General features: G+C 60.1%; 37 protein-coding genes. 3 read left to right on the top strand and 34 right to left on the bottom strand.

Annotation, left to right across the window (positions count from 1 at the left end; all coding sequences use genetic code 11):
- Positions 1-131: 131 nt before the first annotated feature.
- Positions 132-1,484: an ATP-binding protein gene (locus NHH88_03995; protein USX14967.1), complete on the bottom strand. Its 1,353-nt coding sequence runs from the start codon at positions 1,482-1,484 to the stop codon at positions 132-134.
- Positions 1,481-2,209, bottom strand: a complete 729-nt coding sequence (locus NHH88_03990; GenBank protein USX14966.1) for a response regulator — start codon at positions 2,207-2,209, stop codon at positions 1,481-1,483. Before NHH88_03990 ends, NHH88_03995 begins: the two co-directional genes overlap by 4 nt.
- Positions 2,210-2,449: 240 nt before the next feature.
- Here NHH88_03990 and NHH88_03985 point away from each other — a divergent pair, with 240 nt between their 5' ends.
- Positions 2,450-2,926: a Spy/CpxP family protein refolding chaperone gene (locus NHH88_03985; protein USX14965.1), complete on the top strand. Its 477-nt coding sequence runs from the start codon at positions 2,450-2,452 to the stop codon at positions 2,924-2,926.
- A 147-nt stretch (positions 2,927-3,073) separates the two neighbouring features.
- Here the strand turns inward: NHH88_03985 and dsbD are convergent, their stop codons facing one another.
- Positions 3,074-4,987 (bottom strand): protein-disulfide reductase DsbD, encoded by a 1,914-nt coding sequence (gene dsbD, locus NHH88_03980; GenBank protein USX14964.1) that lies wholly within the window; start codon positions 4,985-4,987, stop codon positions 3,074-3,076.
- Between the two features lie 168 nt (positions 4,988-5,155).
- Here dsbD and NHH88_03975 point away from each other — a divergent pair, with 168 nt between their 5' ends.
- Complete coding sequence (locus NHH88_03975; GenBank protein USX14963.1) at positions 5,156-6,832, top strand: M28 family peptidase; 1,677 nt, start codon at positions 5,156-5,158, stop codon at positions 6,830-6,832.
- 171 nt (positions 6,833-7,003) lie between these two features.
- Here the strand turns inward: NHH88_03975 and rplQ are convergent, their stop codons facing one another.
- From rplQ to NHH88_03825, 30 genes are all read right to left on the bottom strand, one after another.
- Positions 7,004-7,402, bottom strand: coding sequence for a 50S ribosomal protein L17 (rplQ, locus tag NHH88_03970; GenBank protein USX14962.1), 399 nt, complete (start codon positions 7,400-7,402; stop codon positions 7,004-7,006).
- A gap of 134 nt (positions 7,403-7,536) precedes the next feature.
- Positions 7,537-8,514, bottom strand: coding sequence for a DNA-directed RNA polymerase subunit alpha (gene rpoA, locus NHH88_03965; protein USX14961.1), 978 nt, complete (start codon positions 8,512-8,514; stop codon positions 7,537-7,539).
- Between the two features lie 108 nt (positions 8,515-8,622).
- Complete coding sequence (rpsD, locus tag NHH88_03960; protein ID USX14960.1) at positions 8,623-9,246, bottom strand: 30S ribosomal protein S4; 624 nt, start codon at positions 9,244-9,246, stop codon at positions 8,623-8,625.
- A 224-nt stretch (positions 9,247-9,470) separates the two neighbouring features.
- Complete coding sequence (gene rpsK / locus NHH88_03955; protein USX14959.1) at positions 9,471-9,875, bottom strand: 30S ribosomal protein S11; 405 nt, start codon at positions 9,873-9,875, stop codon at positions 9,471-9,473.
- 14 nt (positions 9,876-9,889) lie between these two features.
- Entirely contained in the window at positions 9,890-10,255 is a 366-nt protein-coding gene (rpsM, locus tag NHH88_03950; protein USX14958.1) for a 30S ribosomal protein S13, read from the bottom strand.
- Between the two features lie 27 nt (positions 10,256-10,282).
- A complete protein-coding gene (rpmJ, locus tag NHH88_03945) occupies positions 10,283-10,396 on the bottom strand; it encodes a 50S ribosomal protein L36 (protein ID USX14957.1) in 114 nt (37 codons plus the stop codon).
- A gap of 20 nt (positions 10,397-10,416) precedes the next feature.
- Positions 10,417-10,635 (bottom strand): translation initiation factor IF-1, encoded by a 219-nt coding sequence (gene infA / locus NHH88_03940; GenBank protein ID USX14956.1) that lies wholly within the window; start codon positions 10,633-10,635, stop codon positions 10,417-10,419.
- Positions 10,636-10,653: 18 nt separating this feature from the next.
- Entirely contained in the window at positions 10,654-11,988 is a 1,335-nt protein-coding gene (secY, locus tag NHH88_03935) for a preprotein translocase subunit SecY (protein USX14955.1), read from the bottom strand.
- 32 nt (positions 11,989-12,020) lie between these two features.
- Positions 12,021-12,452 (bottom strand): 50S ribosomal protein L15, encoded by a 432-nt coding sequence (rplO, locus tag NHH88_03930; GenBank protein ID USX14954.1) that lies wholly within the window; start codon positions 12,450-12,452, stop codon positions 12,021-12,023.
- Between the two features lie 27 nt (positions 12,453-12,479).
- Positions 12,480-12,662 (bottom strand): 50S ribosomal protein L30, encoded by a 183-nt coding sequence (gene rpmD, locus NHH88_03925; protein ID USX14953.1) that lies wholly within the window; start codon positions 12,660-12,662, stop codon positions 12,480-12,482.
- 10 nt (positions 12,663-12,672) lie between these two features.
- Positions 12,673-13,191 (bottom strand): 30S ribosomal protein S5, encoded by a 519-nt coding sequence (rpsE, locus tag NHH88_03920; protein ID USX14952.1) that lies wholly within the window; start codon positions 13,189-13,191, stop codon positions 12,673-12,675.
- 9 nt (positions 13,192-13,200) lie between these two features.
- Positions 13,201-13,563 (bottom strand): 50S ribosomal protein L18, encoded by a 363-nt coding sequence (gene rplR, locus NHH88_03915; protein USX14951.1) that lies wholly within the window; start codon positions 13,561-13,563, stop codon positions 13,201-13,203.
- 13 nt (positions 13,564-13,576) lie between these two features.
- Entirely contained in the window at positions 13,577-14,110 is a 534-nt protein-coding gene (gene rplF / locus NHH88_03910) for a 50S ribosomal protein L6 (protein ID USX14950.1), read from the bottom strand.
- Between the two features lie 10 nt (positions 14,111-14,120).
- Entirely contained in the window at positions 14,121-14,516 is a 396-nt protein-coding gene (rpsH, locus tag NHH88_03905) for a 30S ribosomal protein S8 (protein USX14949.1), read from the bottom strand.
- Between the two features lie 14 nt (positions 14,517-14,530).
- Positions 14,531-14,836 carry a 30S ribosomal protein S14 gene (rpsN, locus tag NHH88_03900; protein USX14948.1) on the bottom strand — a complete coding sequence of 102 codons (306 nt, stop codon included), beginning with the start codon at positions 14,834-14,836 and terminating at the stop codon, positions 14,531-14,533.
- A gap of 7 nt (positions 14,837-14,843) precedes the next feature.
- The gene (gene rplE / locus NHH88_03895) at positions 14,844-15,383 is read right to left on the bottom strand and encodes a 50S ribosomal protein L5 (GenBank protein USX14947.1); all 540 of its coding nucleotides are present in this window, start codon (positions 15,381-15,383) and stop codon (positions 14,844-14,846) included.
- Between the two features lie 6 nt (positions 15,384-15,389).
- On the bottom strand, positions 15,390-15,704 hold the full coding sequence (gene rplX / locus NHH88_03890) for a 50S ribosomal protein L24 (GenBank protein USX14946.1): 315 nt from the start codon (positions 15,702-15,704) through the stop codon (positions 15,390-15,392).
- 9 nt (positions 15,705-15,713) lie between these two features.
- Complete coding sequence (rplN, locus tag NHH88_03885) at positions 15,714-16,082, bottom strand: 50S ribosomal protein L14 (GenBank protein USX14945.1); 369 nt, start codon at positions 16,080-16,082, stop codon at positions 15,714-15,716.
- A 267-nt stretch (positions 16,083-16,349) separates the two neighbouring features.
- The gene (gene rpsQ, locus NHH88_03880) at positions 16,350-16,622 is read right to left on the bottom strand and encodes a 30S ribosomal protein S17 (protein ID USX14944.1); all 273 of its coding nucleotides are present in this window, start codon (positions 16,620-16,622) and stop codon (positions 16,350-16,352) included.
- A complete protein-coding gene (gene rpmC / locus NHH88_03875) occupies positions 16,619-16,810 on the bottom strand; it encodes a 50S ribosomal protein L29 (GenBank protein ID USX14943.1) in 192 nt (63 codons plus the stop codon). Before rpmC ends, rpsQ begins: the two co-directional genes overlap by 4 nt.
- Positions 16,811-16,822: 12 nt before the next feature.
- Positions 16,823-17,242, bottom strand: a complete 420-nt coding sequence (gene rplP, locus NHH88_03870; protein USX14942.1) for a 50S ribosomal protein L16 — start codon at positions 17,240-17,242, stop codon at positions 16,823-16,825.
- Between the two features lie 2 nt (positions 17,243-17,244).
- A complete protein-coding gene (gene rpsC, locus NHH88_03865; protein ID USX14941.1) occupies positions 17,245-18,063 on the bottom strand; it encodes a 30S ribosomal protein S3 in 819 nt (272 codons plus the stop codon).
- An 11-nt stretch (positions 18,064-18,074) separates the two neighbouring features.
- Positions 18,075-18,407: a 50S ribosomal protein L22 gene (gene rplV / locus NHH88_03860; GenBank protein ID USX17263.1), complete on the bottom strand. Its 333-nt coding sequence runs from the start codon at positions 18,405-18,407 to the stop codon at positions 18,075-18,077.
- Positions 18,404-18,679, bottom strand: coding sequence for a 30S ribosomal protein S19 (gene rpsS, locus NHH88_03855; protein USX14940.1), 276 nt, complete (start codon positions 18,677-18,679; stop codon positions 18,404-18,406). The genes rplV and rpsS overlap by 4 nt, the downstream gene beginning before the upstream one ends.
- Before the next feature lie 10 nt (positions 18,680-18,689).
- The gene (gene rplB / locus NHH88_03850) at positions 18,690-19,517 is read right to left on the bottom strand and encodes a 50S ribosomal protein L2 (protein USX14939.1); all 828 of its coding nucleotides are present in this window, start codon (positions 19,515-19,517) and stop codon (positions 18,690-18,692) included.
- On the bottom strand, positions 19,517-19,831 hold the full coding sequence (rplW, locus tag NHH88_03845; protein ID USX14938.1) for a 50S ribosomal protein L23: 315 nt from the start codon (positions 19,829-19,831) through the stop codon (positions 19,517-19,519). Before rplW ends, rplB begins: the two co-directional genes overlap by 1 nt.
- Positions 19,828-20,448 (bottom strand): 50S ribosomal protein L4, encoded by a 621-nt coding sequence (gene rplD, locus NHH88_03840; GenBank protein ID USX14937.1) that lies wholly within the window; start codon positions 20,446-20,448, stop codon positions 19,828-19,830. Before rplD ends, rplW begins: the two co-directional genes overlap by 4 nt.
- A gap of 3 nt (positions 20,449-20,451) precedes the next feature.
- Entirely contained in the window at positions 20,452-21,108 is a 657-nt protein-coding gene (gene rplC / locus NHH88_03835) for a 50S ribosomal protein L3 (GenBank protein ID USX14936.1), read from the bottom strand.
- Between the two features lie 239 nt (positions 21,109-21,347).
- Complete coding sequence (locus NHH88_03830) at positions 21,348-21,635, bottom strand: type II toxin-antitoxin system RelE/ParE family toxin (protein ID USX14935.1); 288 nt, start codon at positions 21,633-21,635, stop codon at positions 21,348-21,350.
- The gene (locus tag NHH88_03825) at positions 21,635-22,009 is read right to left on the bottom strand and encodes a hypothetical protein (protein USX14934.1); all 375 of its coding nucleotides are present in this window, start codon (positions 22,007-22,009) and stop codon (positions 21,635-21,637) included. The genes NHH88_03830 and NHH88_03825 overlap by 1 nt, the downstream gene beginning before the upstream one ends.
- A gap of 237 nt (positions 22,010-22,246) precedes the next feature.
- On the opposite strand from NHH88_03825, the gene NHH88_03820 reads away from it, so the two are divergent.
- Positions 22,247-23,041, top strand: coding sequence for a PEP-CTERM sorting domain-containing protein (locus NHH88_03820; GenBank protein ID USX14933.1), 795 nt, complete (start codon positions 22,247-22,249; stop codon positions 23,039-23,041).
- 9 nt (positions 23,042-23,050) lie between these two features.
- Here NHH88_03820 and NHH88_03815 read toward each other — a convergent pair whose 3' ends face one another.
- A complete protein-coding gene (locus NHH88_03815; protein USX14932.1) occupies positions 23,051-23,896 on the bottom strand; it encodes a DUF817 domain-containing protein in 846 nt (281 codons plus the stop codon).
- Positions 23,897-23,907 lie beyond the last annotated feature (11 nt).

The raw sequence follows: 23,907 nt of genomic DNA, 5'->3' as shown, positions 1-23,907 counted from the left end.
GATGCTGAATGGGTGCTTAACTATTGCCTTGAAGCATGAAGGCGAAGCATTGTCGCATGATTTGCGACCAAAACTTGCGCATCTTCGATACTCTGTGGCGTTTTAAAGCGTGACGTGAAAGCGCCGCGCGGTCAGCGCACGGCGTAGTACTCGGGCACGACCAGGGTGACCTCCAGCCCGCCGTCGGCATGGTTGGCCAGCACCACGTTGGCGCCGTGCTGCTCGGCGATATTGCGGGCGATGGTCAGGCCCAGGCCGGTACCGCCGGACTCGCGCGAACGCGACGTCTCGATGCGGTAGAACGGCTCGAACACGCGCGCCATCTGGTCGTCCGGGATGCCGGGGCCGCCGTCGCGAATGCGGATGCGCGCCGCGCCCACCAGGCGCTCGACGGTGACGTTGGCGTGGTGGCCGTACTTGACGGCGTTGTCGATCAGGTTGACCAGGCAGCGGCGGATCGCCAGCGGCCGCCCCATCAGCGCCATGCCGGCCTTGCCGTTCAGCTCGACCGGCTGGCCGCTGTCGGTAGCGTCGCTGCAGACGCTGTCGAGCAGCGAGTCCAGGTCGAGCGCCTGCATGGTCTCGGTGGTATCCATGCTGCGCGCCAGGTCCAGGCCTTCCTTGACCATCTGCTGCATGGCCGACAGGTCGTCGATCAGGCGCTGCTGCAGGTCGGCGTTGTCGACCTTTTCCAGCCGCAGGCGCAGGCGCGTGAGCGGGGTTTGCAGGTCGTGGGTGATGGCCGCCAGCATTTGCGTGCGCTGCATGATGTGCTGGCGGATGCGCGCCTGCATGGCGTTGAAGGCGGCGCTGGCCTGGCGGATCTCGGCCGCGCCGCTGAGCACGACGGGCGGATGGTTGATGTCGTTGCCCAGGTCCTTGGCGGCCTGCGCCAGCAGCTTGAGCGGACGCATCGTCATGCGCGTGACCAGGTAGGCCAGCACCGCGACGCTGAACAGGAAAGGCAGCAACGCCAGCATCTCGCTGTACTCGGTGGCCGGCTTTTCGGGCGGCGGCAGGATCGACAGCTTGAGCATCTGGCCGTCGCGCAGGCGCACGTACATCGCCTCGCAGGCGCCGCCCCATTGCGACGGCGCGAAGATGTAGCTCTGGCGCGGCTGGTAGCAGGCGGCCGGATGTTCGGCCAGCGGCACCAGCTCGATGCCGCTGCCGAGGCGGTGCTGCAGGCGGGTGGAGAACTCGGTCGGGCCGATGGTCGGCGCCAGCGGCGCCTCGGGGCGCTGCAGCAGGATGGTGCCGCGCGTGGCCATGCGCAGATAGGTCTGGCGCGACGGTTCGGTGAGCGCCTCGGCGGTCGAGATCAGCTGTTCGGCGCGCTCCATCGCGTGGAAGTCGCGGTAGCGTTCGAAAGCGCGGGTGCGCTCGCCGACGGCCAGCCACTGGGTCAGCGCCGCCGAGGCGATGATGCCGAGCAGCAGGACGGCGAAGACCCGGCCGGTCATCGAGCCGAGGAAGGCTTTCAAGGGTGCGGCTCCACGGTGACCTGGCCGGCCAGCACGTAGCCGCCGTTGCGCACGGTCTTGATGATTTGCGGCACGCGCGCGTCCTCGCCCAGCTTTTGCCGCAGGCGGCTGATCTGGATGTCGATCGAGCGGTCGAACGGGTCGGCGTCGCGGCCTTGCGTCAGGTTCAGCAGCTGGTCGCGGTTGAGCACGCGGTTGGGGTGTTCGAGGAACACCTTGAGCAGGCGGAACTCGGCGCCCGACAGCATGATGACGATGCCCTCCGGGTTGAGCAGGTGGCGCGCGGTCAGGTCCAGCGTCCAGTTGGAAAAGCGCATCTGCTGCGCCTTGTCGGCGCCGCTGCCGCTGGGCATGGCGTTACTGCGGCGCAGGACGCTGCGGATGCGGGCCAGCAGCTCGCGCGGCTCGAACGGCTTGGGCAGGTAGTCGTCGGCGCCCATCTCGAGGCCGAGGATGCGGTCGAGCGGCTCGCCGCGCGCGGTCAGCATGATCACCGGCAGGGTCGACTGCGCGCGCAGCTTGCGGCACAGGGTCAGGCCGTCGTCGCCGGGCAGGTTGAGGTCGAGCACGACCAGGTCGGGCTTGGCTTCGTCGAGCATCTTCCACATGGCCACGCCGTCGGCGGCGCACAGCGCGCGGTAGCTGTTCGATTCCAGATAGTCGGCCAGCAGGGTACGGATGTCGCGGTCGTCGTCGACGATGAGAATAGTAGATGTGGGTTCCATGCCTTAATTATCCTTAGTTCGGACGCGCCTGACCAATCACCAATTGTATCGTCTTGTATATGACCGACAGCGACAGGCGGTGGCATCCGCACCGGATAACAACGCGAAACATCTGGATACAAACACTATGACACGGGAAACGTCATGGCAATCTTCGGCTGCGAAGATGGATTCAAGCGCGGCAACAAAACGCCGCGATACCGTGAATCACTGAACTACTCATCGATAAAGGAGATGACCATGAACGTACTTCGCAAAAGCATACTGATCGGTTTTACGGTGCTGGGCATGGCCGCCGCGCACGCCCAGGACACGGCGCCGGCCGCCAGCCCGGACAAGACCGCCAACATGGAGCAGCGCCGCGCCAAGATGTCGGAGATGTACGCCAAGCGCCAGGCCAGGCTGCATGACCAGCTGAAGCTGACGGCGCAGCAGGAATCGGCCTGGGCCAGCTATCAGGCGGCGATCAAGCCGGCGGTGCCGGACGGGCCGCGTCCGCAGCGCGGCGAGTTCGCCAAGCTGTCGTCGCCTGAGCGTTTGAGCAAGATGATCGAAATGACCAAGCAGCGCGAAGCCAAGATGGAAACCCACCTGACGGCGCTGACCGCGTTCTACGGACAGCTGACGCCGGAGCAAAAGAAGGTGTTCGACGACCGCGCGATGGGCGGCAAGCACGGCGGCCACGGCCAGCGCGGCGGCTGGCGCCATCACGGTTAATTTAGAGATACGTAGGGCGGATTAGGCGGAACGCCGTAATCCGCCAATGCATGCGCCGCCGAGACGCATGCATGGCGGATTACGCTTCGCTAATCCGCCCTACGTGGATCCGCGCGGAACCACGCGTTACCGCGCGCCGCGACGATTTTACGGAAACGCGCGGGACAGTGAGTTGTGGAACTGGCCGGCGTTCTGATACCCGATCACGCGCGAGCCAGGTATCTCCTGCCCCTTGCCGTCGAACAGGATGATCCCCGGCGGGCCGAACAAACCGAACCGCTTCAGCATGGCCTTGTCGTCGGCGTCGTTGGCCGTTACGTCCACCTGCAGCAGCACGGTGTTGGCGAGCTTGTCGCGCACCTTGGCGTCGACGAAGGTCAGCTTCTCCATCTCCTTGCACGACACACACCAATCCGCATAAAAATCGAGCATGGCGGTCTTGCCGCCGGTTTGCGCCAGCACCGCGTCCAGCTGCGCCACCGTCTTGATCCGCTGGAACGCCAGCGGCGTGTGCTGGTTGCCGGTCAAGTGCGCCAACGGCGCCAGCGGATCGCGTCCGCCGCTGACCACGCCGACCAGCTGCGTCAGCCCCAGCACGGCGACCACCACGCCCACCGTCTTGCCGCCCCAGGCGCCCGAGTTGAGCAGCAGGTACATGCCGTAACCGACCAGCAGCGCGGCCCAGCCCATCATCTGCACGGCCGCCGGCAGCACCGGCGACACCAGCCACCACGCCATTGCCAGCATCAGCACGCCGAAGAAGCGTTTGACCGAATCCATCCACTTGCCTGCCTTGGGCAGCAAGGCGCCGGCCGAGACGCCGACCAGGATCAGCGGCACGCTCATGCCGACCGCCATGGCGAACAGCGCGGCGCCGCCGATGACGACGTCGCGCGTCTGGCTGATGTAGACCAGCGCGGCGGCCAGCGGCGCGGCCACGCACGGGCCGACGATCAGGGCCGAGATCGCGCCCATGATGAACACGCCGGCCAGCTTGCCCGACGACTGGCGGTTGGAGACGCCGCTCAATTTGGACTGCAGCGCGGCCGGCACTTGCAGGTCGTAGTAGCCGAACATCGACAGCGACAGGATCGCCATCAGCACGGCGAAGGTGCCCAGAACCCATGGGTTTTGCAGCGCGGCGGACAAGCCCTCGCCTGCCAGCCCGGCGGCCACGCCCAGCGCCGTGTAGACGATGGCCATGCCCAGCGCGTAGGTGACCGACAGCAGCAGGCCCCGGCTGCGGTTGCTGCGGTCGCCCTCGCCGACGATGATCGACGACAGGATGGGCACCATCGGCAGCACGCACGGCGTGAACGACAAGCCCAGGCCGAGCAAGGCGAACAGCGGCAGGATGACCAGCAGGCTGCCGGTCTTGAGCGCGGCTTCCAGCCGGCCCGATTCGCCGACCGGCGCGGCCGCTACGGCGACTGCCGGTGGCGCCGGCGGCACGATGTCCTCGGCGGTCGGCTTGGGGATGGTGTAGATGTTGACGCCGGGGCTGACGGCGGCCGGTTTGCCTTCGCCGACGACCGGGGTGGCGACGCTTATCGCCGCTGCTGCGGCGGCGGCCGCCGGTTTCGCGGCGGCGGGCGTGGCCGCGCCCTTGGCGCCTGGCGCGGCAGGCAACGGCACCGAGCCGCTGCCGGTCAATTGCGACTTGTAGTCTTGCGGCGAGTAGCACAGGCCTTTTTCGGAGCAGCCCTGGCCGCTGACCAGCAAGGTGAACGGGCCGTCGACGTCGACCGGTATCGTGATGGTGACGTTCTGGCGGTAGGTTTCGACATCCTTCTCGAATGTGGCGTCGTAGTGGATTTTGCCGGCCGGGATCAAAGGCGTGCCGAGCTTGGCGCCGACGGCGCTGAACTTGAACGGTTCGCGGTACATGTAGTAACCGTCGGCGATCTGGAAGTTGACCGCGATCGTGTGACCGTCGACCATGCGCGCGGAGAACTTGAACGCCAGCGCGGGATCGAGGAAGTCCTGGGCGCGGGCGGGACCGGTCAACAGCACGGCGATCAGGGACAACAGCGTGGCAAAAAGACGGGCGAAACGGGACATGAAAACCTTCTATCAGCGGGGATGGTCGTTGGAGCAAGTGGGATAGTACACCGAGCCGTGGTTTCCCGCCCGCGCCCAGGCCGGCTGCCGCGAGGTTCCGGCGGGCGGATTTACCGGCCACGCCATTTTGTGCGAAACTCGGCTTTTGCCCTTGTGGAGCCCACTCCGATGTCTACGTTACGCCCGTTGCTGTTTTCCGCTTTGGCGCTGGCCGCCGTTCCAACCCTGGCGCAGGCGCCGGCCAAGGCGCTGGCCGCCGTGTCCGCCGAGGATTTGCTGGACCATATCAAAGTGCTGGCTTCCGACGACTTCGAGGGCCGCGCGCCCGGTTCGCCCGGCGAGGCGAAGACAGTGGCGTATCTGGAGCAGGAGTTCAAGAAGCTGGGCCTGAAACCGGGCAATCCGAACGGCAGCTGGGTGCAGCCGGTACCGATGCGCGGTATGACGCCGGCGCCGTCGTTCAGCTACACCATCGGCGGCAAGACGGTCGCGCTGAGCTTTCCGGACGATTATGTCGCGCATTCGACCAGCCAGCCGGCCACGGTCGGCGTGGACAAGTCCGAGATCGTGTTCGTCGGCTACGGCGTGCAGGCGCCCGAGTACGGCTGGGACGACTACAAGGGCGTCGATGTGCGCGGTAAAACCATTTTGATGCTGATTAACGATCCGGCCGTGCCCGACCCGAAAAATCCGGCCGAGCTCGACCCCGCCATGTTCAAGGGCAAGGCGATGACCTATTACGGCCGCTGGACCTACAAGTACGAGATCGCCGCCAGGCTGGGCGCGGCGGCGGCGATCATCATCCACGAGACCAAGCCGGCCGCCTACCCGTGGGACGTGGTGCGCAGCGGCGGCAACGCCGAGAACTTCAGCCTGCTGCGCGACGGCGCCGATCCGGACGCGCCGGCGGTGCCGGGCTGGATCCAGCTGGACAAGGCGAAGGCGATGATGGCCGCCGCCGGCTACGATTTCGATACGCTCAAGAAGCAGGCGCTGACCAAGAATTTCCGCCCGGTCAGCCTGAAGGGCACGGCCAGCTTCAAGATCGACAACACGGCGCGCACCGTCAACTCGAACAACGTGGTAGCGATGATCCCGGGCAGCGACCCCAAGCTGAAGGATGAATTGGTCATCTACAGCGCCCACTGGGACCACCTGGGCATCGACGAGCGCCTGCCGGGCGAGCGGAGCAAGCAGATCTATCACGGCGCGCTCGACAACGCCTCCGGCGTGGCCGCGCTGATGGAGATCGCCAAGGCCTACAAGGCACTGCCGCCGGCGCAGGCGCCGAAGCGTTCGATCCTGTTCCTGGCGACCACCGCCGAGGAACGCGGCCTGCTGGGCGCGAAATACTACGCCGCCAATCCGCTGTATCCGCTGAAAAAGACGGTCGCCAACATCAACATCGACGGCATCAACGCCTGGGGCAAGACGGCGCAGATCGAGAACGTGACGTCCGGGCATTCGAGCATCGACGCGCTGCTGGCCAAGTACGCCAAGACCCAGGGCCGGGTGATGGACGGCGATTCGCGTCCCGAGCTGGGCAGCTTCTACCGCGCCGACCAGCTGGAGTTCGCGCGCGCCGGGGTGCCGGTGCTGTACACCAAGGCGCGCAGCCGCTATCTGGACAAGCCGGAAAATTATGCGCGCGAGAAGGTCGATCATTACTTCACCAAGGATTATCACCAGGTGACCGACGACGTGCGCAGCGATTGGGATTTCAGCGGCGGCGTGCAGGACATCCAGCTGCTGTTCCAGGTGGGCCTGGACATCGCCCAAGGTGTGACGCCGACGTGGAACGCCGGGTCGGAGTTCAAGGCGGCCGGCGACAAGCGGTTGAAATAACGCGTGCCGCCAACCCGGCCAGCGTTTCGCTATACGCCTGCGTCGCCGCTTAGGGGTCGTACCCGACTGGGTACGACCCCGGTTGGCCGTGCGGGTTAGCGGCCAACAACTCCCATAAAAAAAGCCAGGCTAAGCCTGGCTTTTTCTAGACAACTACAACAACAGCGAAGATTACTCTTCAGCGGTTGGAGCGGCGTCGATGTCGGTGACTTCTGGACGGTCCATCAGCTCAACGTAAGCCATTGGAGCGTTGTCGCCAACACGGAAACCCATTTTCAGGATGCGCAGGTAGCCGCCGTTGCGGTTTGCGTAGCGTGGGCCCAGTTCTGCGAACAGCTTCAGAACCATTTCACGATCGCGCAGACGGGAGAATGCCAGACGCTTGTTTGCCAGGGTGTCGGTCTTGCCCAGGGTCAGGATCGGCTCGATCACGCGACGCAGTTCTTTCGCTTTTGGCAGCGTGGTTTTGATGGCTTCATGACGCAGCAGGGAAACGGTCATGTTGCGCAGCATTGCCAGACGGTGGGACGAGGTACGATTCAGTTTACGGAGGCCGTGACGGTGACGCATGGTACTTCCTTTCAGGTGTTTAAATCCGAGTTCTTCGATCGCTCACGTGTGACGGTGGGCGCGGACCGGTTCTAGGGATATACGCCCGGCACAACATGCACCGGGCGGGTGCTACAAACGAATTTCTTCGTCTATTATTTTTCCAGCCCTGCAGGCGGCCAGTTTTCCAGCTTCATGCCCAGGGTCAGGCCACGGGAAGCCAGAACTTCCTTGATTTCGTTCAGGGACTTGCGGCCCAGGTTTGGCGTCTTGAGCAGTTCGTTTTCCGAACGCTGGATCAGGTCGCCGATGTAGTAGATGTTTTCCGCTTTCAGGCAGTTGGCCGAACGCACGGTCAGTTCCAGATCGTCCACTGGACGCAGCAGGATCGGATCGACCAGCGGCGCGCGCGATGGCGCTTCGGCGGCGGCTTCGGTGCCTTCCAGGGCGGCGAACACGTTCAACTGGTCAACCAGGACGCGTGCCGACTGGCGGATCGCTTCTTCCGGCGAGATGACGCCGTTGGTTTCGATGTTGATGATCAGCTTGTCCAGGTCGGTACGCTGTTCCACGCGAGCGGACTCGACGAAGTAGGAAACGCGGCGCACTGGCGAGAACGATGCATCCAGAATGATGCGGCCGATGGTCTTGTTGGTGTCTTCGGACAGGCGGCGAACGTTGCCCGGCACATAGCCACGGCCTTTTTCGACTTTGATCTGCATGTCCAGTTTGCCGCCGGCGGTCAGGTGGGCGATCACGTGGTCCGGATTGATCAGTTCCACGTCGTGTGGCAGATCGATGTCCGAGGCCAGGATGGCGCCTTCGCCTTCCTTTTTCAGGGTCAGGGTGACGGAGTCACGGTTGTGGACTTTGAAGACCACGCCCTTCAGGTTCAGCAGCAGGTCGACGACGTCTTCCTGCACGCCGTCGAGCGACGAGTATTCGTGCACGACGCCGGCGATCGTCACTTCGGTTGGCGCGTAGCCGACCATCGACGACAGCAGCACGCGACGCAGCGCATTACCCAATGTATGGCCATAGCCGCGTTCGAACGGCTCCATCACTACTTTAGCGTGGCCGGCGCCCAGCGCCTCTACATCGATAATACGTGGCTTCAACAAACTGTTTTGCATGAAATGTCCTTTTCAATACCCTCGGCGCGTTAGGCCGATAAGGCTGATGGCATTAGTGAAAACGCCCGCTGATCACAGCGGGCGGGATTTTTACAACTAGACTACAGATTAACGCGAGTACAGTTCGACGATCAGCGATTCGTTGACGTCGTTGGCGATCTCGTTACGCTCTGGCAGGGACTTGAAGGTGCCTTCCATTTTCTTGGCATCGACCGACACCCAGCTTGGCATGCCGACTTGTTCAGCCAGCGACAGCGCTTCAACGATACGCACTTGCTTCTTCGACTTTTCGCGCACGGCAACGACGTCGCCGACCTTGACCGAGTACGAAGCGATGTTGACCACTTGGCCGTTCACGGTGAACGCTTTGTGCGATACCAGCTGACGCGCTTCAGCGCGGGTCGAGCCGAAGCCCATGCGGTATGCAACGTTGTCCAGGCGGGTTTCCAGCAGCTTCAGCAGGGTTTCGCCGGTGTTACCCTTGCGACGGTCCGCTTCAGCGAAGTAGCGACGGAACTGACGTTCCAGAACGCCGTACATACGCTTAACTTTTTGCTTTTCGCGCAGTTGGTTGCCGTAGTCCGAGGTGCGGGCACCCGACTTGACGCCGTGCTGGCCTGGTTTGACGTCCAGTTTGCACTTGCTGTCGAGCGAGCGACGTGCGCTCTTCAGGAACAGGTCAGTACCTTCACGGCGGGAGAGTTTTGCTTTAGGTCCGATATAACGTGCCACGATGCTTCCTTTTTATAAATAATAACGCCCCAGCCACGTCGAAACATGGTTAGGCGCTAGTCTGATCCTCAGGGTGGGCCAGACGGTGGCTTAAATACGAATAACCCGCCGAATGTATTCGACAGGCGACAACAGCCGGGCAGTATAACCGTTTCCGGCTTTCTGCTCCAGCGATTTCTAACAGCGGGAAGGAGGCGAAGCGAACTTCGCCGCCGACCGCGCGATTAGATACGACGACGTTTTGGAGGACGGCAGCCGTTGTGTGGCACTGGGGTAACGTCCTGGATCTCGGTGATCTTGATGCCCAGGTTGTTCAGTGCGCGCACTGCGGATTCGCGACCAGGACCTGGGCCCTTGATACGCACTTCCAGGTTCTTCACGCCGCATTCAACAGCGACTTTACCAGCCGCTTCAGCCGCAACCTGCGCTGCGAACGGGGTCGATTTACGCGAACCCTTGAAGCCAGCACCACCGGAGGTCGCCCACGACAGAGCATTGCCCTGACGGTCGGTGATGGTGATGATGGTGTTGTTGAAGGAAGCGTGAACGTGCGCGATACCTTCGGCGACGTTCTTCTTGACCTTCTTGCGTACGCGCGCTGCTGCTGCGCTGCTTTGTTGCTTAGCCATGTGATTTCCCTAGATTATTTCTTGAGCGATTGAGCGGCTTTGCGCGGGCCCTTGCGGGTACGTGCATTGGTGCGGGTGCGCTGACCGCGGACCGGCAGGCCCTTACGGTGACGCATGCCGCGGTAGCAACCCAGATCCATCAAACGCTTGATGTTCATGGACAGTTCGCGGCGCAGGTCGCCTTCGACGATGAATTTAGCTACTTCATCGCGCAGCTTTTCCAGCTCGCTGTCGTCCAGATCCTTGACCTTTTTATCGGTCGCAATACCCGTCGCGGCGCAGATGAACTTTGCGCGTGGGCGGCCTACACCGTAGATGGCCGTCAGGCCGATAACGGTGTGCTGATGATTTGGGATATTAACCCCTGCAATACGTGCCATTCGTTATTCCTCGATAAATAACGGTTATTAACCTTGACGCTGCTTGTGACGCGGTTCGACGCAGATTACGCGAACGACGCCCTTGCGCTTGATGATCTTGCAGTTGCGGCAGATCCGCTTGACTGAGGCGTTAACTTTCATTTTGCTCTCTCTTTGGTTAGTTACTTGGTCCGGAACACAATGCGTGCTCGGCTCAGATCGTAAGGTGTCAGTTCGACCGTCACCTTGTCGCCAGGAAGAATGCGGATATAGTTCATCCGCATTTTACCCGAAATATGCCCGAGCACCACGTGTCCGTTTTCCAGCTTTACTCGAAATGTTGCATTGGGGAGATTCTCAAGAATCTCGCCCTGCATCTGTATGACGTCGTCTTTTGCCATTCGGTATGTTTACCGCGCTTATCGCGTCGGAATTCCGCCTTTGAAATTTGCTTTGCGCAGCAGCGATTCATATTGCTGCGACATCACGTAGTTTTGTACCTGGGCCATGAAATCCATGGTCACAACTACAATAATCAACAGAGAAGTACCACCAAAATAAAACGGTACCTTCCACTCGGCTACCATGAATTCCGGCAACAAACACACCAAAGTGATGTAGATGGCGCCAGCCAGTGTCAAACGTGTCAGGATCTTGTCGATGTAACGGGCAGTCTGCTCACCGGGACGAATCCCTGGCACAAAGGCCCCGCTCTTCTTCAAGTTATCCGCTGTTTCCTTGCTGTTGAAGACCAGCGCCGTATAGAAGAAACAGAAAAACACGATCGCAATGGCATACAACAGTGCGTGGACGGGCTCGCCTGGCCCCATCGATGCTGCCAAATCTTTCAGGAACCGGACGACAGGGTTGGCCGTATCGGCGCCCTGCGTGAACCAGCCCACGATCGTTGCCGGGAACAAGATAATCGACGAAGCGAAAATCGGTGGGATCACGCCGGCCATGTTCAACTTCAATGGCAGGTGCGACGTTTGTCCACCGTAAATCTTGTTACCCACCTGGCGTTTGGCGTAGTTCACCAGAATCTTGCGCTGGCCACGTTCGACAAACACCACGAAGAACGTCACCGCCACCACCAGGATCATGATGATGATCGCCGAGAACGCGCCGATCGAACCGTTGCTCACCGAGGCACCCAAACCGCCCAGCGCGCTCGGCAGACCTGCCGCGATACCCGCGAAGATGATGATCGAGATGCCGTTGCCCAGACCGCGTTCGGTGATCTGCTCGCCGAGCCACATGACGAACATGGTGCCGGTCAGCAGGGTGACCACGGTCACGAAGCGGAACGCATAGCCGGGATCGAGCACCAGACCGGGCTGCGACTCCAGCGCCACGGCGATCGACAACGCCTGGAACAGCGCCAGCACGACCGTGAAATACCGGGTGTACTGGGTGATCTTGCGACGGCCCGATTCGCCTTCTTTCTTCAGCGCTTCCATCTGCGGCGACACGATCGACACCAGTTGCATGATGATCGAGGCCGAAATGTAAGGCGTGATACCCAGCGCAAAGACTGTGAAGCGCGCCAGAGCGCCACCGCTGAACATGTTCAACATGCCCAGGATGCCGCCCTCTTGCGACTTGAACAGCGCGGCCAATTGTACCGGATCGATCCCGGGAACCGGGATGTGAGCGCCGATACGATAAACCACCAATGCACCAAGCAAGAACCAGAGCCGGTTCCAAGGGAACCCGGCAGCAGCACTTTTAGCCAATTGTGGATTAGTCGCCAATTTTCGCTCCGATCAAGCTGTTAGCGGTCAACTCAGGCTACCGAGCCGCCGGCTGCTTCGATGGCCGCTTTCGCGCCAGCGGTCACTTTCAGGCCTTTGAGGTTCACCGCTTTGGTGATCTCGCCGGACAGAATGACGCGCACGTCGCGGGCCAGCACAGCCAGCACGCCGGCTTGCTTGAGCACCAGGATGTCGACGTCGCCGACCGGCAGGTTGTTCAGGTCGGACAGGCGCACTTCAGCTTTGAAGGTGGCGTTGAGCGACTTGAAACCGCGCTTAGGCAGACGGCGTTGCAGAGGCATCTGACCGCCTTCGAAACCGACTTTGTGGAAGCCGCCCGAACGCGATTTTTGACCCTTGTGACCACGGCCCGAGGTTTTACCCAGACCGGAGCCGATACCGCGGCCGACGCGACGCTTGTAGTGCTTGGCGCCATCGGCTGGTTGAATGGTATTCAGTTCCATGATTTCTCCGTGTGTAAGCCCGAGGGCTTACGCAACTACTTTAACGAGGTACGATACTTTGTTGATCATGCCGCGCACGGATGGGGTGTCTTGCAGCTCGGAGACCGAGTTGACACGACGCAGGCCCAGACCGCGGACGGTGGCACGGTGGTCTTCACGCGTGCCGATCAAGCCCTTGACCAATTGTACTTTGACGGTTTTGGTTGTCATAACGTTCACCTTAGCCCAGGATTTCTTCTACCGACTTGCCGCGTTTCGCAGCAATTTCAGCAGGAGTACTCATTTTTGCCAGACCATCCAGCGTTGCACGGACCAGGTTGTAAGGGTTGCTCGAGCCGGTGGATTTCGCCACGACATCGGTCACGCCCATTACTTCGAAGATCGCGCGCATTGCGCCGCCAGCGATGACGCCGGTACCTGGTTTCGCAGGCGACATCATCACTTTCGATGCGCCGTGACGGCCGGTAACGGTGTGCTGCAGGGTGCCGTTTTTCAGGTTGACCTTGATCAGGTTGCGACGGGCTTCTTCCATTGCCTTCTGCACACCGACCGGTACCTCTTTCGACTTGCCCTTGCCCATGCCGATGCGGCCATCGCCGTCACCAACCACGGTCAGCGCGGCGAAACCCATGATACGACCACCCTTGACCACTTTGGTCACGCGGTTGATCGCGATCATTTTTTCGCGCATGCCGTCATCCGGCTTGTCGCTTGCCATTTTTGCTTGCATTTTTGCCATGATCGTTCCTTAGAACTTCAGACCGGCTTCACGCGCGGCTTCTGCCAGCGCCTTCACACGGCCGTGGTAACGGAAACCGGAGCGGTCGAACGCGACTTCGGTAATCCCTGCTTTCAGTGCTTTCTCTGCGACGCGCTTGCCGACGATCGCGGCAGCAGCAGCGTTGCCGCCCTTGCCCGATTTGCCAGCCAGTTCGTTGCGCACTTCGACTTCTGCCGTGGAGGCCGATACCAGTACTTTGGCATCCGGCGAGATCAGGTTCGCGTAGATATGCAGATTAGTGCGGTGTACCGACAGGCGGTTCACTTTCTGTTGCGCGATCTTGATCCGGGTTTGGCGTCCGCGGCGCAGACGTGATTCTTTCTTGTCCATCGTCAGCCCCTAGTTACTTCTTCTTGGTTTCTTTGATCTTAACCACTTCGTCCGCATAGCGAACGCCCTTGCCCTTGTAAGGCTCTGGGGAGCGGTAAGCGCGAACTTCAGCAGCCACTTGGCCCACTTGCTGACGGTCGATCCCTTTGATGATGATCTCCGTCGGCGTTGCGGTAGCGCAGGTGACGCCGGCTGGCATCGAGTGCACGACAGGGTGCGAGAAGCCCAGCGACAGATTCAGCTTGTCGCCCTGCGCTTGCGCCTTGTAACCCACACCGACCAGGTTCAGCTTTTTCTCGAAACCCTTGGTGACGCCGGTGACCATGTTGTTGACCAGGGCGCGCAGCGTGCCGGACATGGCATTGGCTTCGCGGCTGTCATCGGCCGGGACGAAATTGAGGGTTCCTTCTTTGTTTTCCACTTTGACCTGGCCGTTGAGGACCTGGGTCAAGACGCCCAGCGGGCCCTTGACAGTGATCGCTTGCGCGGAGATGGCGACATCAGCGCCAGCTGGCACAGCGATTGGCATTTTAGCTACACGAGACATGTCTAACTCCTTATGCGACGTAGCAAATAACTTCGCCGCCGACACCGGTAGCGCGTGCTTTGCGGTCAGTCATGACGCCTTGCGGAGTCGACACGATCGCCACACCCAAGCCATTCATCACAGTAGGGATCTCGTCTTTGCCCTTGTAGACGCGCAGGCCCGGACGGGACACGCGCTCAAGGCGCTCGATGACGGGACGGCCAACATAATACTTCAAACCGATTTTCAGTTCCGCTTTGCCACCAGCTTCGGCTACGGCGAAATCTTCAATGTAACCCTCGTCCTTGAGGACGTTGGCAATCGCAATTTTGACTTTCGACGATGGCATGGCCACGGTCGTTTTTTGCACGCCCTGGGCGTTACGAATGCGGGTCAGCATATCGGCGATAGGATCGCTCATACTCATTGCATATTCTCCTATTACCAGCTTGCTTTAGTCATACCCGGAATCTCACCACGCATGGCGAATTCACGGAGCTTGATACGGCCCAGACCGAATTTACGGAAAGTGCCGCGAGGACGACCGGTGACGGCGCAGCGGTTACGCTGGCGGGTCGGAGCCGAGTTACGTGGCAGCGCTTGCAGTTTCAGGCGCGCTTCGTAACGTTCTTCTTCCGACTTCGACTGGTCATCAATGATGGCCTTCAGCGAAGCGCGCTTGGCGGCGAATTTGTTCGCCAGGTCCACACGCTTTTGCTCACGGTTAATCAGTGCGAGTTTTGCCATGATCTTCTTAGTTCCTGAACGGGAATTTAAAGGCGGCGAGCAAAGCTTTGGCTTCGTCGTCGGTCTTGGCGGTGGTGGTGATGGAAATATTCATACCACGCAGCGCATCGATCTTGTCGTACTCGATCTCAGGGAAGATGATCTGCTCTTTGACACCGATGTTATAGTTGCCGCGGCCATCGAACGAACGACCATTGACACCACGGAAATCGCGCACGCGCGGCAGGGCCACGGTAATGAAGCGATCGAGGAACTCGTACATGCGAGCGCCACGCAGGGTGACCATGGTACCGATCGGGTAGCCTTCACGGATTTTGAAACCCGCGATAGCTTTGCGCGACTTGGTCGTCACTGGCTTTTGGCCAGCGATCTTGGTCAGGTCGCCGACGGCGTGTTCGAGGACTTTCTTGTCCGCGATTGCCTCACCAACACCCATGTTCAGGGTGATCTTGGTCAGGCGTGGAACTTCCATCACCGACTTGTAACCGAATTTCGCGGTCAGGTCGGCGACGACTTTATCTTTGTAGAATTCTTGGAGACGTGCCATGATTTCTTAAGCCTTCACTACTTCGCCGGACGATTTGAAGATGCGGACTTTTTTGCCATCCACTTCTTTGAAACCGACACGGTCTGCCTTGCCACTAGCCGCGTTGAACAACGCGACATTGGACACGTGAATCGGCATAGTCTTGTCGACGATACCACCTTGTACGCCAGTCATTGGGTTAGGCTTGGTCGCTTTTTTAGCGACGTTGACGCCTTCAACCACGACATGCTCCGCATCTACACGACGCGAAACGACGCCACGTTTGCCCTTGTCTTTCCCGGTCAGAACGATGACTTCGTCGTTTTTACGAATCTTATCCATTACGACTCCTTACAGGACTTCCGGTGCCAGGGACACGATCTTCATGAACTTTTCAGTGCGCAGCTCGCGCGTCACTGGTCCAAAAATACGGGTACCGATCGGTTCCAGCTTGGCGTTCAACAGAACGGCGGCATTGCCGTCGAACTTCACCAGGGAACCGTCTTGGCGGCGAACACCTTTAGCGGTGCGCACAACCACGGCGTTATAAATTTCACCTTTTTTGACACGGCCACGTGGCGCGGCGACTTTGACAGTCACTTTGATCACATCGCCAATGCCAGCATAACGGCGCTTGGAACCGCCCAATACCTTGATGCACATAACTTCTTTTGCACCGGTATTGTCGGCCACTTCGAGCCGGCTTTCAGTTTGAATCATAGTATTCTCTTTCCCAACTTAAGCCGAAGAATCCACACAATGCGGACCTGCGGTCAGTCTTGGTCCCGCCAGCGCGCCCATGCAGGGCGTGATGTTTGGGTGCTTGACCTTCGTACTGCGACCGACCGCACGGTTCTGCGTCTGTGGCCAGACACTTTGCGGCGTTACATGAACGAAGCCCGCAAGTATAGAACACAACTCGCGGGCTTGCAAGAACTAATTAAAAATACCCCACCCGCCGTTGCCGGCGAAGCGGGGCAGACTTAATTAAACGATTTGCGCGGCTTGCACCACGCGCGTCACGGTCCATGCCTTCGTTTTGGAGATCGGACGACCTTCCACGATTTCCACCGTGTCACCGGTTTTCACCTGGTTGGTCTCGTCATGCGCGTGATACTTGTTCGAGCGCATGATGATCTTGCCGTACAAAGGATGCTTGACGTGACGTTCGATCAGAACGGTAACGGTTTTGTCCATTTTGTCGGACACCACTTTACCGACCAGCGTGCGCTTGAGCGGCTTGTTCACTGTTTCGGTCATTTGGCTTCCTTGGTGTTCATTACCGTTTTTACACGTGCGATGTCGCGACGTACCTTCTTGAGCTGCGAAGTATTGCTCAGCTGCTGCGTCGCGATTTGCATGCGCAGGCCGAACTGGGCCTTCAACAGGTCAGTCAGCTCTTTTTGCAGAGCTACCTGGTCTTTGCCGCGGAGTTCAGATGCTTTCATATTTCACTCCTGTTATTGGCCGACTTGGCGGACCACGAAGGTGGTCGCCAGCGGCAGTTTGGCAGCGGCCAGGCGGAATGCTTCGCGCGCCAGTACTTCATCCACGCCGTCCATTTCGTACAGGACTTTGCCCGGACGGATTTCAGCGACGTAGTACTCTGGATTACCCTTACCGTTACCCATACGAACTTCGGCTGGCTTGTTCGAAATCGGTTTGTCCGGGAAGATGCGGATCCAGATACGGCCGCCACGTTTGATGTGACGGGTCATGGCGCGACGAGCGGCTTCGATCTGGCGTGCCGTGATACGACCACGGGCGACGGCTTTCAGACCGAATTCACCGAACGACACCGAAGTGCCGGTGCCATGCGAAATGCCGGTGTTACGGCCTTTCTGCTCTTTACGATACTTCCTGCGTGCTGGTTGCAGCATGATTATTCTCCTGCTTTCTCGGCCGGCTTGGCGGCAGCGGCGCTACGTACGCGGGCTGCGCCTGGAGCGGCTGGTTTAGCACCGGCGCCGGCGCCGGCTGGGCGCGGACGGCCAGCTGGTTTGCCGTCGTCACGACGTGGGCCACGTGGCTTCTTCTCGTCCGGCGGGGTATCGATGACTGGTGCGTCGCCGTTCGGCGCGCGGTCACCCTTGTATACCCAGACCTTGACACCGATGATGCCGTAGGTGGTCGAAGCTTCGCTGGTGCCGTAGTCGATGTCGGCGCGCAGGGTGTGCAGTGGCACACGACCTTCGCGGTACCACTCTTTACGAGCGATTTCGATACCGTTCAGACGACCCGACGACATGATCTTGATGCCCAGGGCACCCAGACGCATGGCGTTTTGCATGGCGCGCTTCATCGCGCGGCGGAACATGATGCGCTTTTCCAGCTGCTGGGCGATCGAATCGGCGATCAGCTGCGAGTCGATTTCCGGCTTGCGGATTTCTTCGATGTTCACGTGGACAGGAACGCCCATGATCTTGGTCAGCGCCGACTTCAGTACTTCGATGTCTTCGCCTTTTTTACCAATGACCACGCCCGGACGCGAGCTGTAGATCGTGAAGCGCGCGTTCTTGGCTGGACGCTCGATGACGATGCGGCCGACCGAAGCGTTCTTCAGCTTGGTCTTCAGGTAGGCGCGTGCCTTCAAGTCTTCGTTCAGCATCGAAGCGAAGTTGCTGTTGCCAGCATACCAACGCGAGGCCCAGTTACGGGTAACCGACAGGCGGAAGCCGGTTGGGTGGATTTTTTGACCCATGCTATAGCTCCTTAGTTGCCGACGGTCACGTAAATGTGACACGATTGCTTCGAGATGCGATCACCCCGGCCCTTAGCGCGTGCGGTGAAGCGCTTGAGGATCGGACCCTTTTCGACGTAGATGACTTTGACGAACAATTCGTCGATGTCGGCGCCATCGTTGTGCTCGGCGTTGGCGATGGCCGACTCCAGCACTTTCTTGATGATGGTCGCGCCCTTTTTCGGGCTGAATTGCAGAATGTTGAGTGCTGCGTCAACTTTCTTGCCGCGGATCTGGTCGGCCACGAGGCGACCTTTCTGATCCGACAAGCGCACACCCTTGAGGATTGCTTTGGTTTCCATTATTTCTTCGCCTTCTTGTCAGCGGCATGGCCCTTGAACGTGCGGGTCAGCGCGAATTCACCGAGCTTGTGACCAACCATGTTCTCGGAGACGTACACCGGCACGTGCAGCTTGCCATTGTGGACGGCGATCGTCAGGCCGATGAAGTCAGGCATGATGGTCGAACGACGGGACCAGGTTTTGATTGGCTTTTTGTCTTTGGCCGCTTGCGCCGCTTCGACTTTTTTCACCAGGTGGGCGTCACAGAACGGCCCTTTTTTCAATGAACGAGTCATGTGCTACCCCTTATTTCTTGCCGCGGCGCGAGACGATCATGGAAGAAGTGCGCTTGTTGCTGCGGGTCTTCTTACCCTTCGTCTGTTGGCCCCAAGGCGACACTGGATGACGACCAGCTGCGGTTTTACCTTCACCACCACCGTGCGGGTGATCGACCGGGTTCATGACCACACCGCGAACGGTAGGACGAACACCGCGCCAGCGCATCGCACCAGCTTTACCGATCTTGCGCAGGCTGTGTTCGGCATTGCCGACTTCACCCACGGTGGCACGGCACTCGATGTGCACGCGACGGACTTCACCCGAGCGCAGGCGAACCTGGGCGTAGGTGCCTTCGCGGGCCATCAGGACAACGCCGGCGCCGGCGGTACGGGCCATCTGGGCACCCTTACCTGGCAGCATTTCGACGCAGTGCATGACGGTACCGACCGGGATGTTGCGGATCGGCAGGCAGTTGCCCGACTTGATCGGCGCTTCCGAGCCGTTCATGACGGTGTCGCCCACGCTCATGCCCTTGGTGGCGATGATGTAGTGACGCTCGCCGTCGGCGTAGCACAGCAGGGCGATATTCGCGGTGCGGTTTGGATCGTATTCGATACGTTCCACTTTCGCAGGAATGCCATCCTTCTGACGCTTGAAGTCGATCAGGCGATAGTGTTGCTTGTGACCACCACCGATGTGACGGGTGGTGATGTGGCCGTTGTTGTTACGGCCGGCGGTCTTCGATTTTTTCTCAACCAGGGCTGCGAACGGACGACCTTTGTACAGGTCCGGGTTCACAACCTTCACCATGCCGCGACGGCCTGGCGAGGTTGGCTTCATCTTAACGAGTGCCATTATTTAGCCTCCTCGGAGAAATTGATTTCCTGGCCAGGCTTCAGGCACACGAAAGCACGCTTGGTATGGTTGCGGCGGCCGGTGTGGGCGCCGGAACGCTTCTGCTTACCTTCGCGGTTGACGGTCTGCACCGATTCCACTTCGACTTTGAACAGCAGTTCAACGGCGGCCTTGATTTCTGGCTTGGTCGCGTCGGTGGTAACACGGAACACGATCTGCTCGTTCTTTTCCGCGACCATGGTGGCCTTCTCGGAAATGACTGGAGCTACCAGCACCTTCATCAGGCGCTCTTCGCTAAATTTCAATGCGCTCATGCCAGCATCTCCTCAATCTTGGCCAATGCGGCCTTGGTCACTACAATCTTCTTGTAGAACACCAGCGACATTGGATCTGCGTGACGTGGCTCGACAACCAGAACGTTCGGCAGATTGCGCGAAGCCAGTTCCAGGTTTTCGTTGGCGACGTCGGTGATGATCAGTACCGAGTCAAAGCCCATGCCGGTCAGCTTTTGCGACAGCAGCTTGGTTTTTGGCGCTTCGATCGCGAAATCTTCGACCACAACCAGGCGCTCTTCGCGGGCCAGCTGGGACAGAATCGAGCAGATACCTGCGCGGTACATCTTCTTGTTCACTTTGTGGGTGAAGTTCTCGTCGGGCGAGTTCGGGAAGATGCGACCACCGCCGCGCCACAGTGGCGACGACGACATACCAGCACGAGCGCGGCCGGTGCCTTTTTGGCGCCATGGCTTCTTGGTCGTGTGGTGGACTTCTTCACGGTCTTTTTGTTTACGGTTGCCGCTGCGAGCATTGGCTTGGTAAGCAACGACGATCTGGTGGATCAGGGCTTCGTTGTAGTCGCGGCCGAAAATGGTGTCGGCGGCAGCTACGTTAGAGGCGGCTTGACCTTGAGCGTTCAAGAGCTTGAGTTCCATCGTTTAAGCTCCCTTCTTTGCTTTAACTTTGACAGCAGGCGATACGACGACCTGGCCATTTTTCGCGCCAGGAATCGCGCCCTTGACCAGCAGCAGCTGACGGTCGGCGTCGATACGGGCGATTTCGAGGTTCTGCACGGTGCGGGTGACGTCACCGAGGTGACCGGTCATGCGCTTACCTGGGAACACGCGGCCTGGATCCTGCGCCATACCGATGGAGCCTGGAACGTTGTGCGAACGCGAGTTACCGTGGGTGGCACGGCCCGAAGCAAAGTGGTGACGCTTGATGGTACCGGCATAGCCTTTACCGATCGTGACACCTTGAACGTCGATCTTTTGACCGACTTCGAACAGCGAAGCGGCAACGACATCGCCGGCTTTCAATTCTGCTGCCTTGGTGGCGTCGACGCGGAACTCTTTCAACAGAGTACCGGCTTCAACACCAGCTTTAGCGTGGTGACCAGCAACAGCCTTCGTTACGCGGGAAGCGCGACGTTGACCGAATGCGACCTGAACTGCGGAGTAACCATCAGTTTCAGGAGTTTTGATTTGCGCAACACGGTTGTTCGATACGTCCAACACGGTGACAGGGATCGAGTCCCCTTCATCCGTGAAGATGCGCATCATACCAACCTTGCGACCGAGGAGGCCAAGGCTCATTTTTTCTCCAATTCCCACCTACGATTGGGCGGGGATATGTTGAACTACAAAATTAGTATGGACCAATAAAAGGTCGAATCCATACCGAAGCCGGCTAGTGTAGCGTGAAAAGGGGCTTGACGCAACAACTAAGTACGAGGTATGTCGGGTTTACGCGGAATTATCGGGCCGGTGTGGCGGGATGACGGAAAGCGAGGCGGCATGCGGGTTGCGGCGCACCAAGATATCGGCCAGCGCGCTCAAGGCGGGCGCTTTTTGGCCACGTGTTTCACGCGTAAGACGCTTATAACGGTGGGAAGCACGCGATAGATGACTAAATAGTGCGTGTGGACAATCAACTCACGGGTGCCCGGTTTCAGCCCGCTCCTGCCCATGAATGGATAAATAGTCAGCAATTCGACATGGGCGACGATCTCATCTAAAAACCGGTCGGCGTTGATGGGACTATGGAGCGCGATATGCCTGCCGATCGCGGCCATGTCATCGACGGCTTGCTTTCGCCAATCAATCCGGCGGGGCGGGGACATTATCCCGCCTTTATCGCAGCTCTGATCTGCCGAATGGCCTCTTCGTGCGGTATCGATGGCGACGGATCGTCGAGCGCCTCCTGGACTTGCGCCAGCAGCCAGGCGTCGTAGGACGGATCGTCCGAGTCGCTTTCAAGGCGGCCGTCGACCTGGAACTGGCAGATGCCCAATGATTGCAGCCGCCGCTCGACGTCGTCGAGCGCCTCAAAGATCGCTACCCGGTTGCTCTCGGCATCCACCAACGAATAATCTTTGCGCTCATCGTGGACATACACGGTCCAGCCGCCGTCTTGCGCCCGTACCGAGACGCTGAAATTGCCGCCTGCCTGGGCCAGTTCGGCCAGCGCGGCGGGTTGTATGGTCTGCGCTTTCATATGCCCTCCTCTCAGACAATTGGCATCCGACTAATCTAGCACAGACAGGGATGCAGGACCGAGAGCCGGCGCAGGCCCACGCAAAAGCGCGGCGGCGCATCGTCGAACCGACTGCTGAGCGGGATCAATCGAATCGCTTCAGGCGTCGGTAGCATGAAGTCCCACCAGCGATCGCTGGTTCCCTCCCCACTCTTTCCAACCGATAAAAAAGGCGCCCGACGCCACTAAGGAGACATCATGAATACACTGTTGCGTAAGATATTACCCGTGCTGGCCGCCTGCGCCAGCCTTGCCGCCGGCCCCGCGTTCGCCGGCGCGGGTGGCGCCACCAGCATCGGCAACGTCACGCTCGGCGTCATCGACTTGACGCCGCAGGACGGCGCCAACGCCGGCTATGTCATCGATTCATTCGAAAGCCGGCTCATGGTCTACACCGACACCAGCAATACCGGCGGCGGCTTCTATCCAACCACTGTGACGCCGCCGCCTTATACCGCCGGCACCGCGCAGATGGCGCACAGCTCGGCAACGGCCGGCGCCACCACCACCGGCGCAGTGGGCGATGTCGCCGCGCACGTCACCACCGGCACCGCCCTCGGGCTGGACAACATGGTCAGCGCCGACAGCCAGCAGTGGATATGGCTGACCCTGGCCCCGCATACATTGCTGACCGTGTCGGGCGACGTGCTCACCGATGCCAACCGCTCGCTGGGCGCCGGCGAAGGGTATGGCGTCTTCAGCTGGGCGTCGGTCGACATCACCGACAGCGAGATGCACACCTTTAGCTATCTGTCGCGCGAGAGCGCGCTGATCCGGGGCGAGGACACCGGCGCCGCCAGCAACAGCGAATTCTTCACCCTGGCCTTCGCCAACCCGGGCGCCACCGCCATGGCAGTGAGCGTCAACTTCCTCGCCTACACGGACATCACGGTGACGGCTGCCGTGGTGCCGGAGCCGACCACCTACGCCATGCTGCTGGCCGGCCTGCTGCTGACCGGCAGTGCGGCCCGGCGGGCGGGACGAAAATCCTAGCCCTGGATTCTAGGCCCGGGCGACATGGATGCGGGCCTTGATATGTTTTAGGTGGGCGACGATGGTGAAGGTCATCACCACCAACAGCGACCAAGAGCTCCACTTGCTGACGTGGACCGCCGACCACGCGCCCAATTGGTTGGGATAGCGCCACACGCCCCAGAAGGTGCTGATGTTCTCGGCCAGCCAGATGAAGAAGCCGATCAGCACAAAACTCAGCAGCAACGGCATCTGGCGATCGCGGTCGAGCGGGCGGAACACCACCGTGGTGCGCGCATACAGGCCCAGCGCGCACGCGGCCAAATACCAGCGGTAGTCGCCGATGTAGTGGTGGGTGAAGAAGTTGACATATATAAGGAGCGCGACAAACACCGCCATCCAGTACGGCGGATGATGGCGAATCCGCAAGTCAAACAAGCGCCACGCCTGGATGATGTAGCTGCCGACGGCCGCGTACATAAAACCGGAGAACAGCGGCACGCCGAGCACCTTGGTGTAGGCGAAGTCCGGATAGCTCCACGACTGGATGCTGCCCGACACCTTGAACACCTCCAGCGCGAAGCCGACCAAGTGGAACAGGCAGACGGCCTTGAGCTCGTCCCAGGTTTCGAGCCCGGCCCATACCATCCACACCTGGATCGCCAAGGCCGCCACCAACAGCACGTCGTAGCGCGGCAAGCCGAGGATGCCGGCGCGCGGCACCAGGAACACGGCCGCGAAGAACAATGCGACGAACAGGCATGCCCTTGCCTCCTTGATGCCGAAATACAGGAACTCGATCACAAAACGCGGAGCGCCGCGCAGTCCCTGGCGAGCGGAGTGGTCGAGCAAATGGAGGTCTAGCGCGGCGAGCATGGTATATCCGG

The organism is Oxalobacteraceae bacterium OTU3CAMAD1 (assembly GCA_024123915.1).
GTDB lineage: Bacteria > Pseudomonadota > Gammaproteobacteria > Burkholderiales > Burkholderiaceae_D > Rugamonas.
This window is presented reverse-complemented; position numbering and strand designations above follow the sequence as displayed.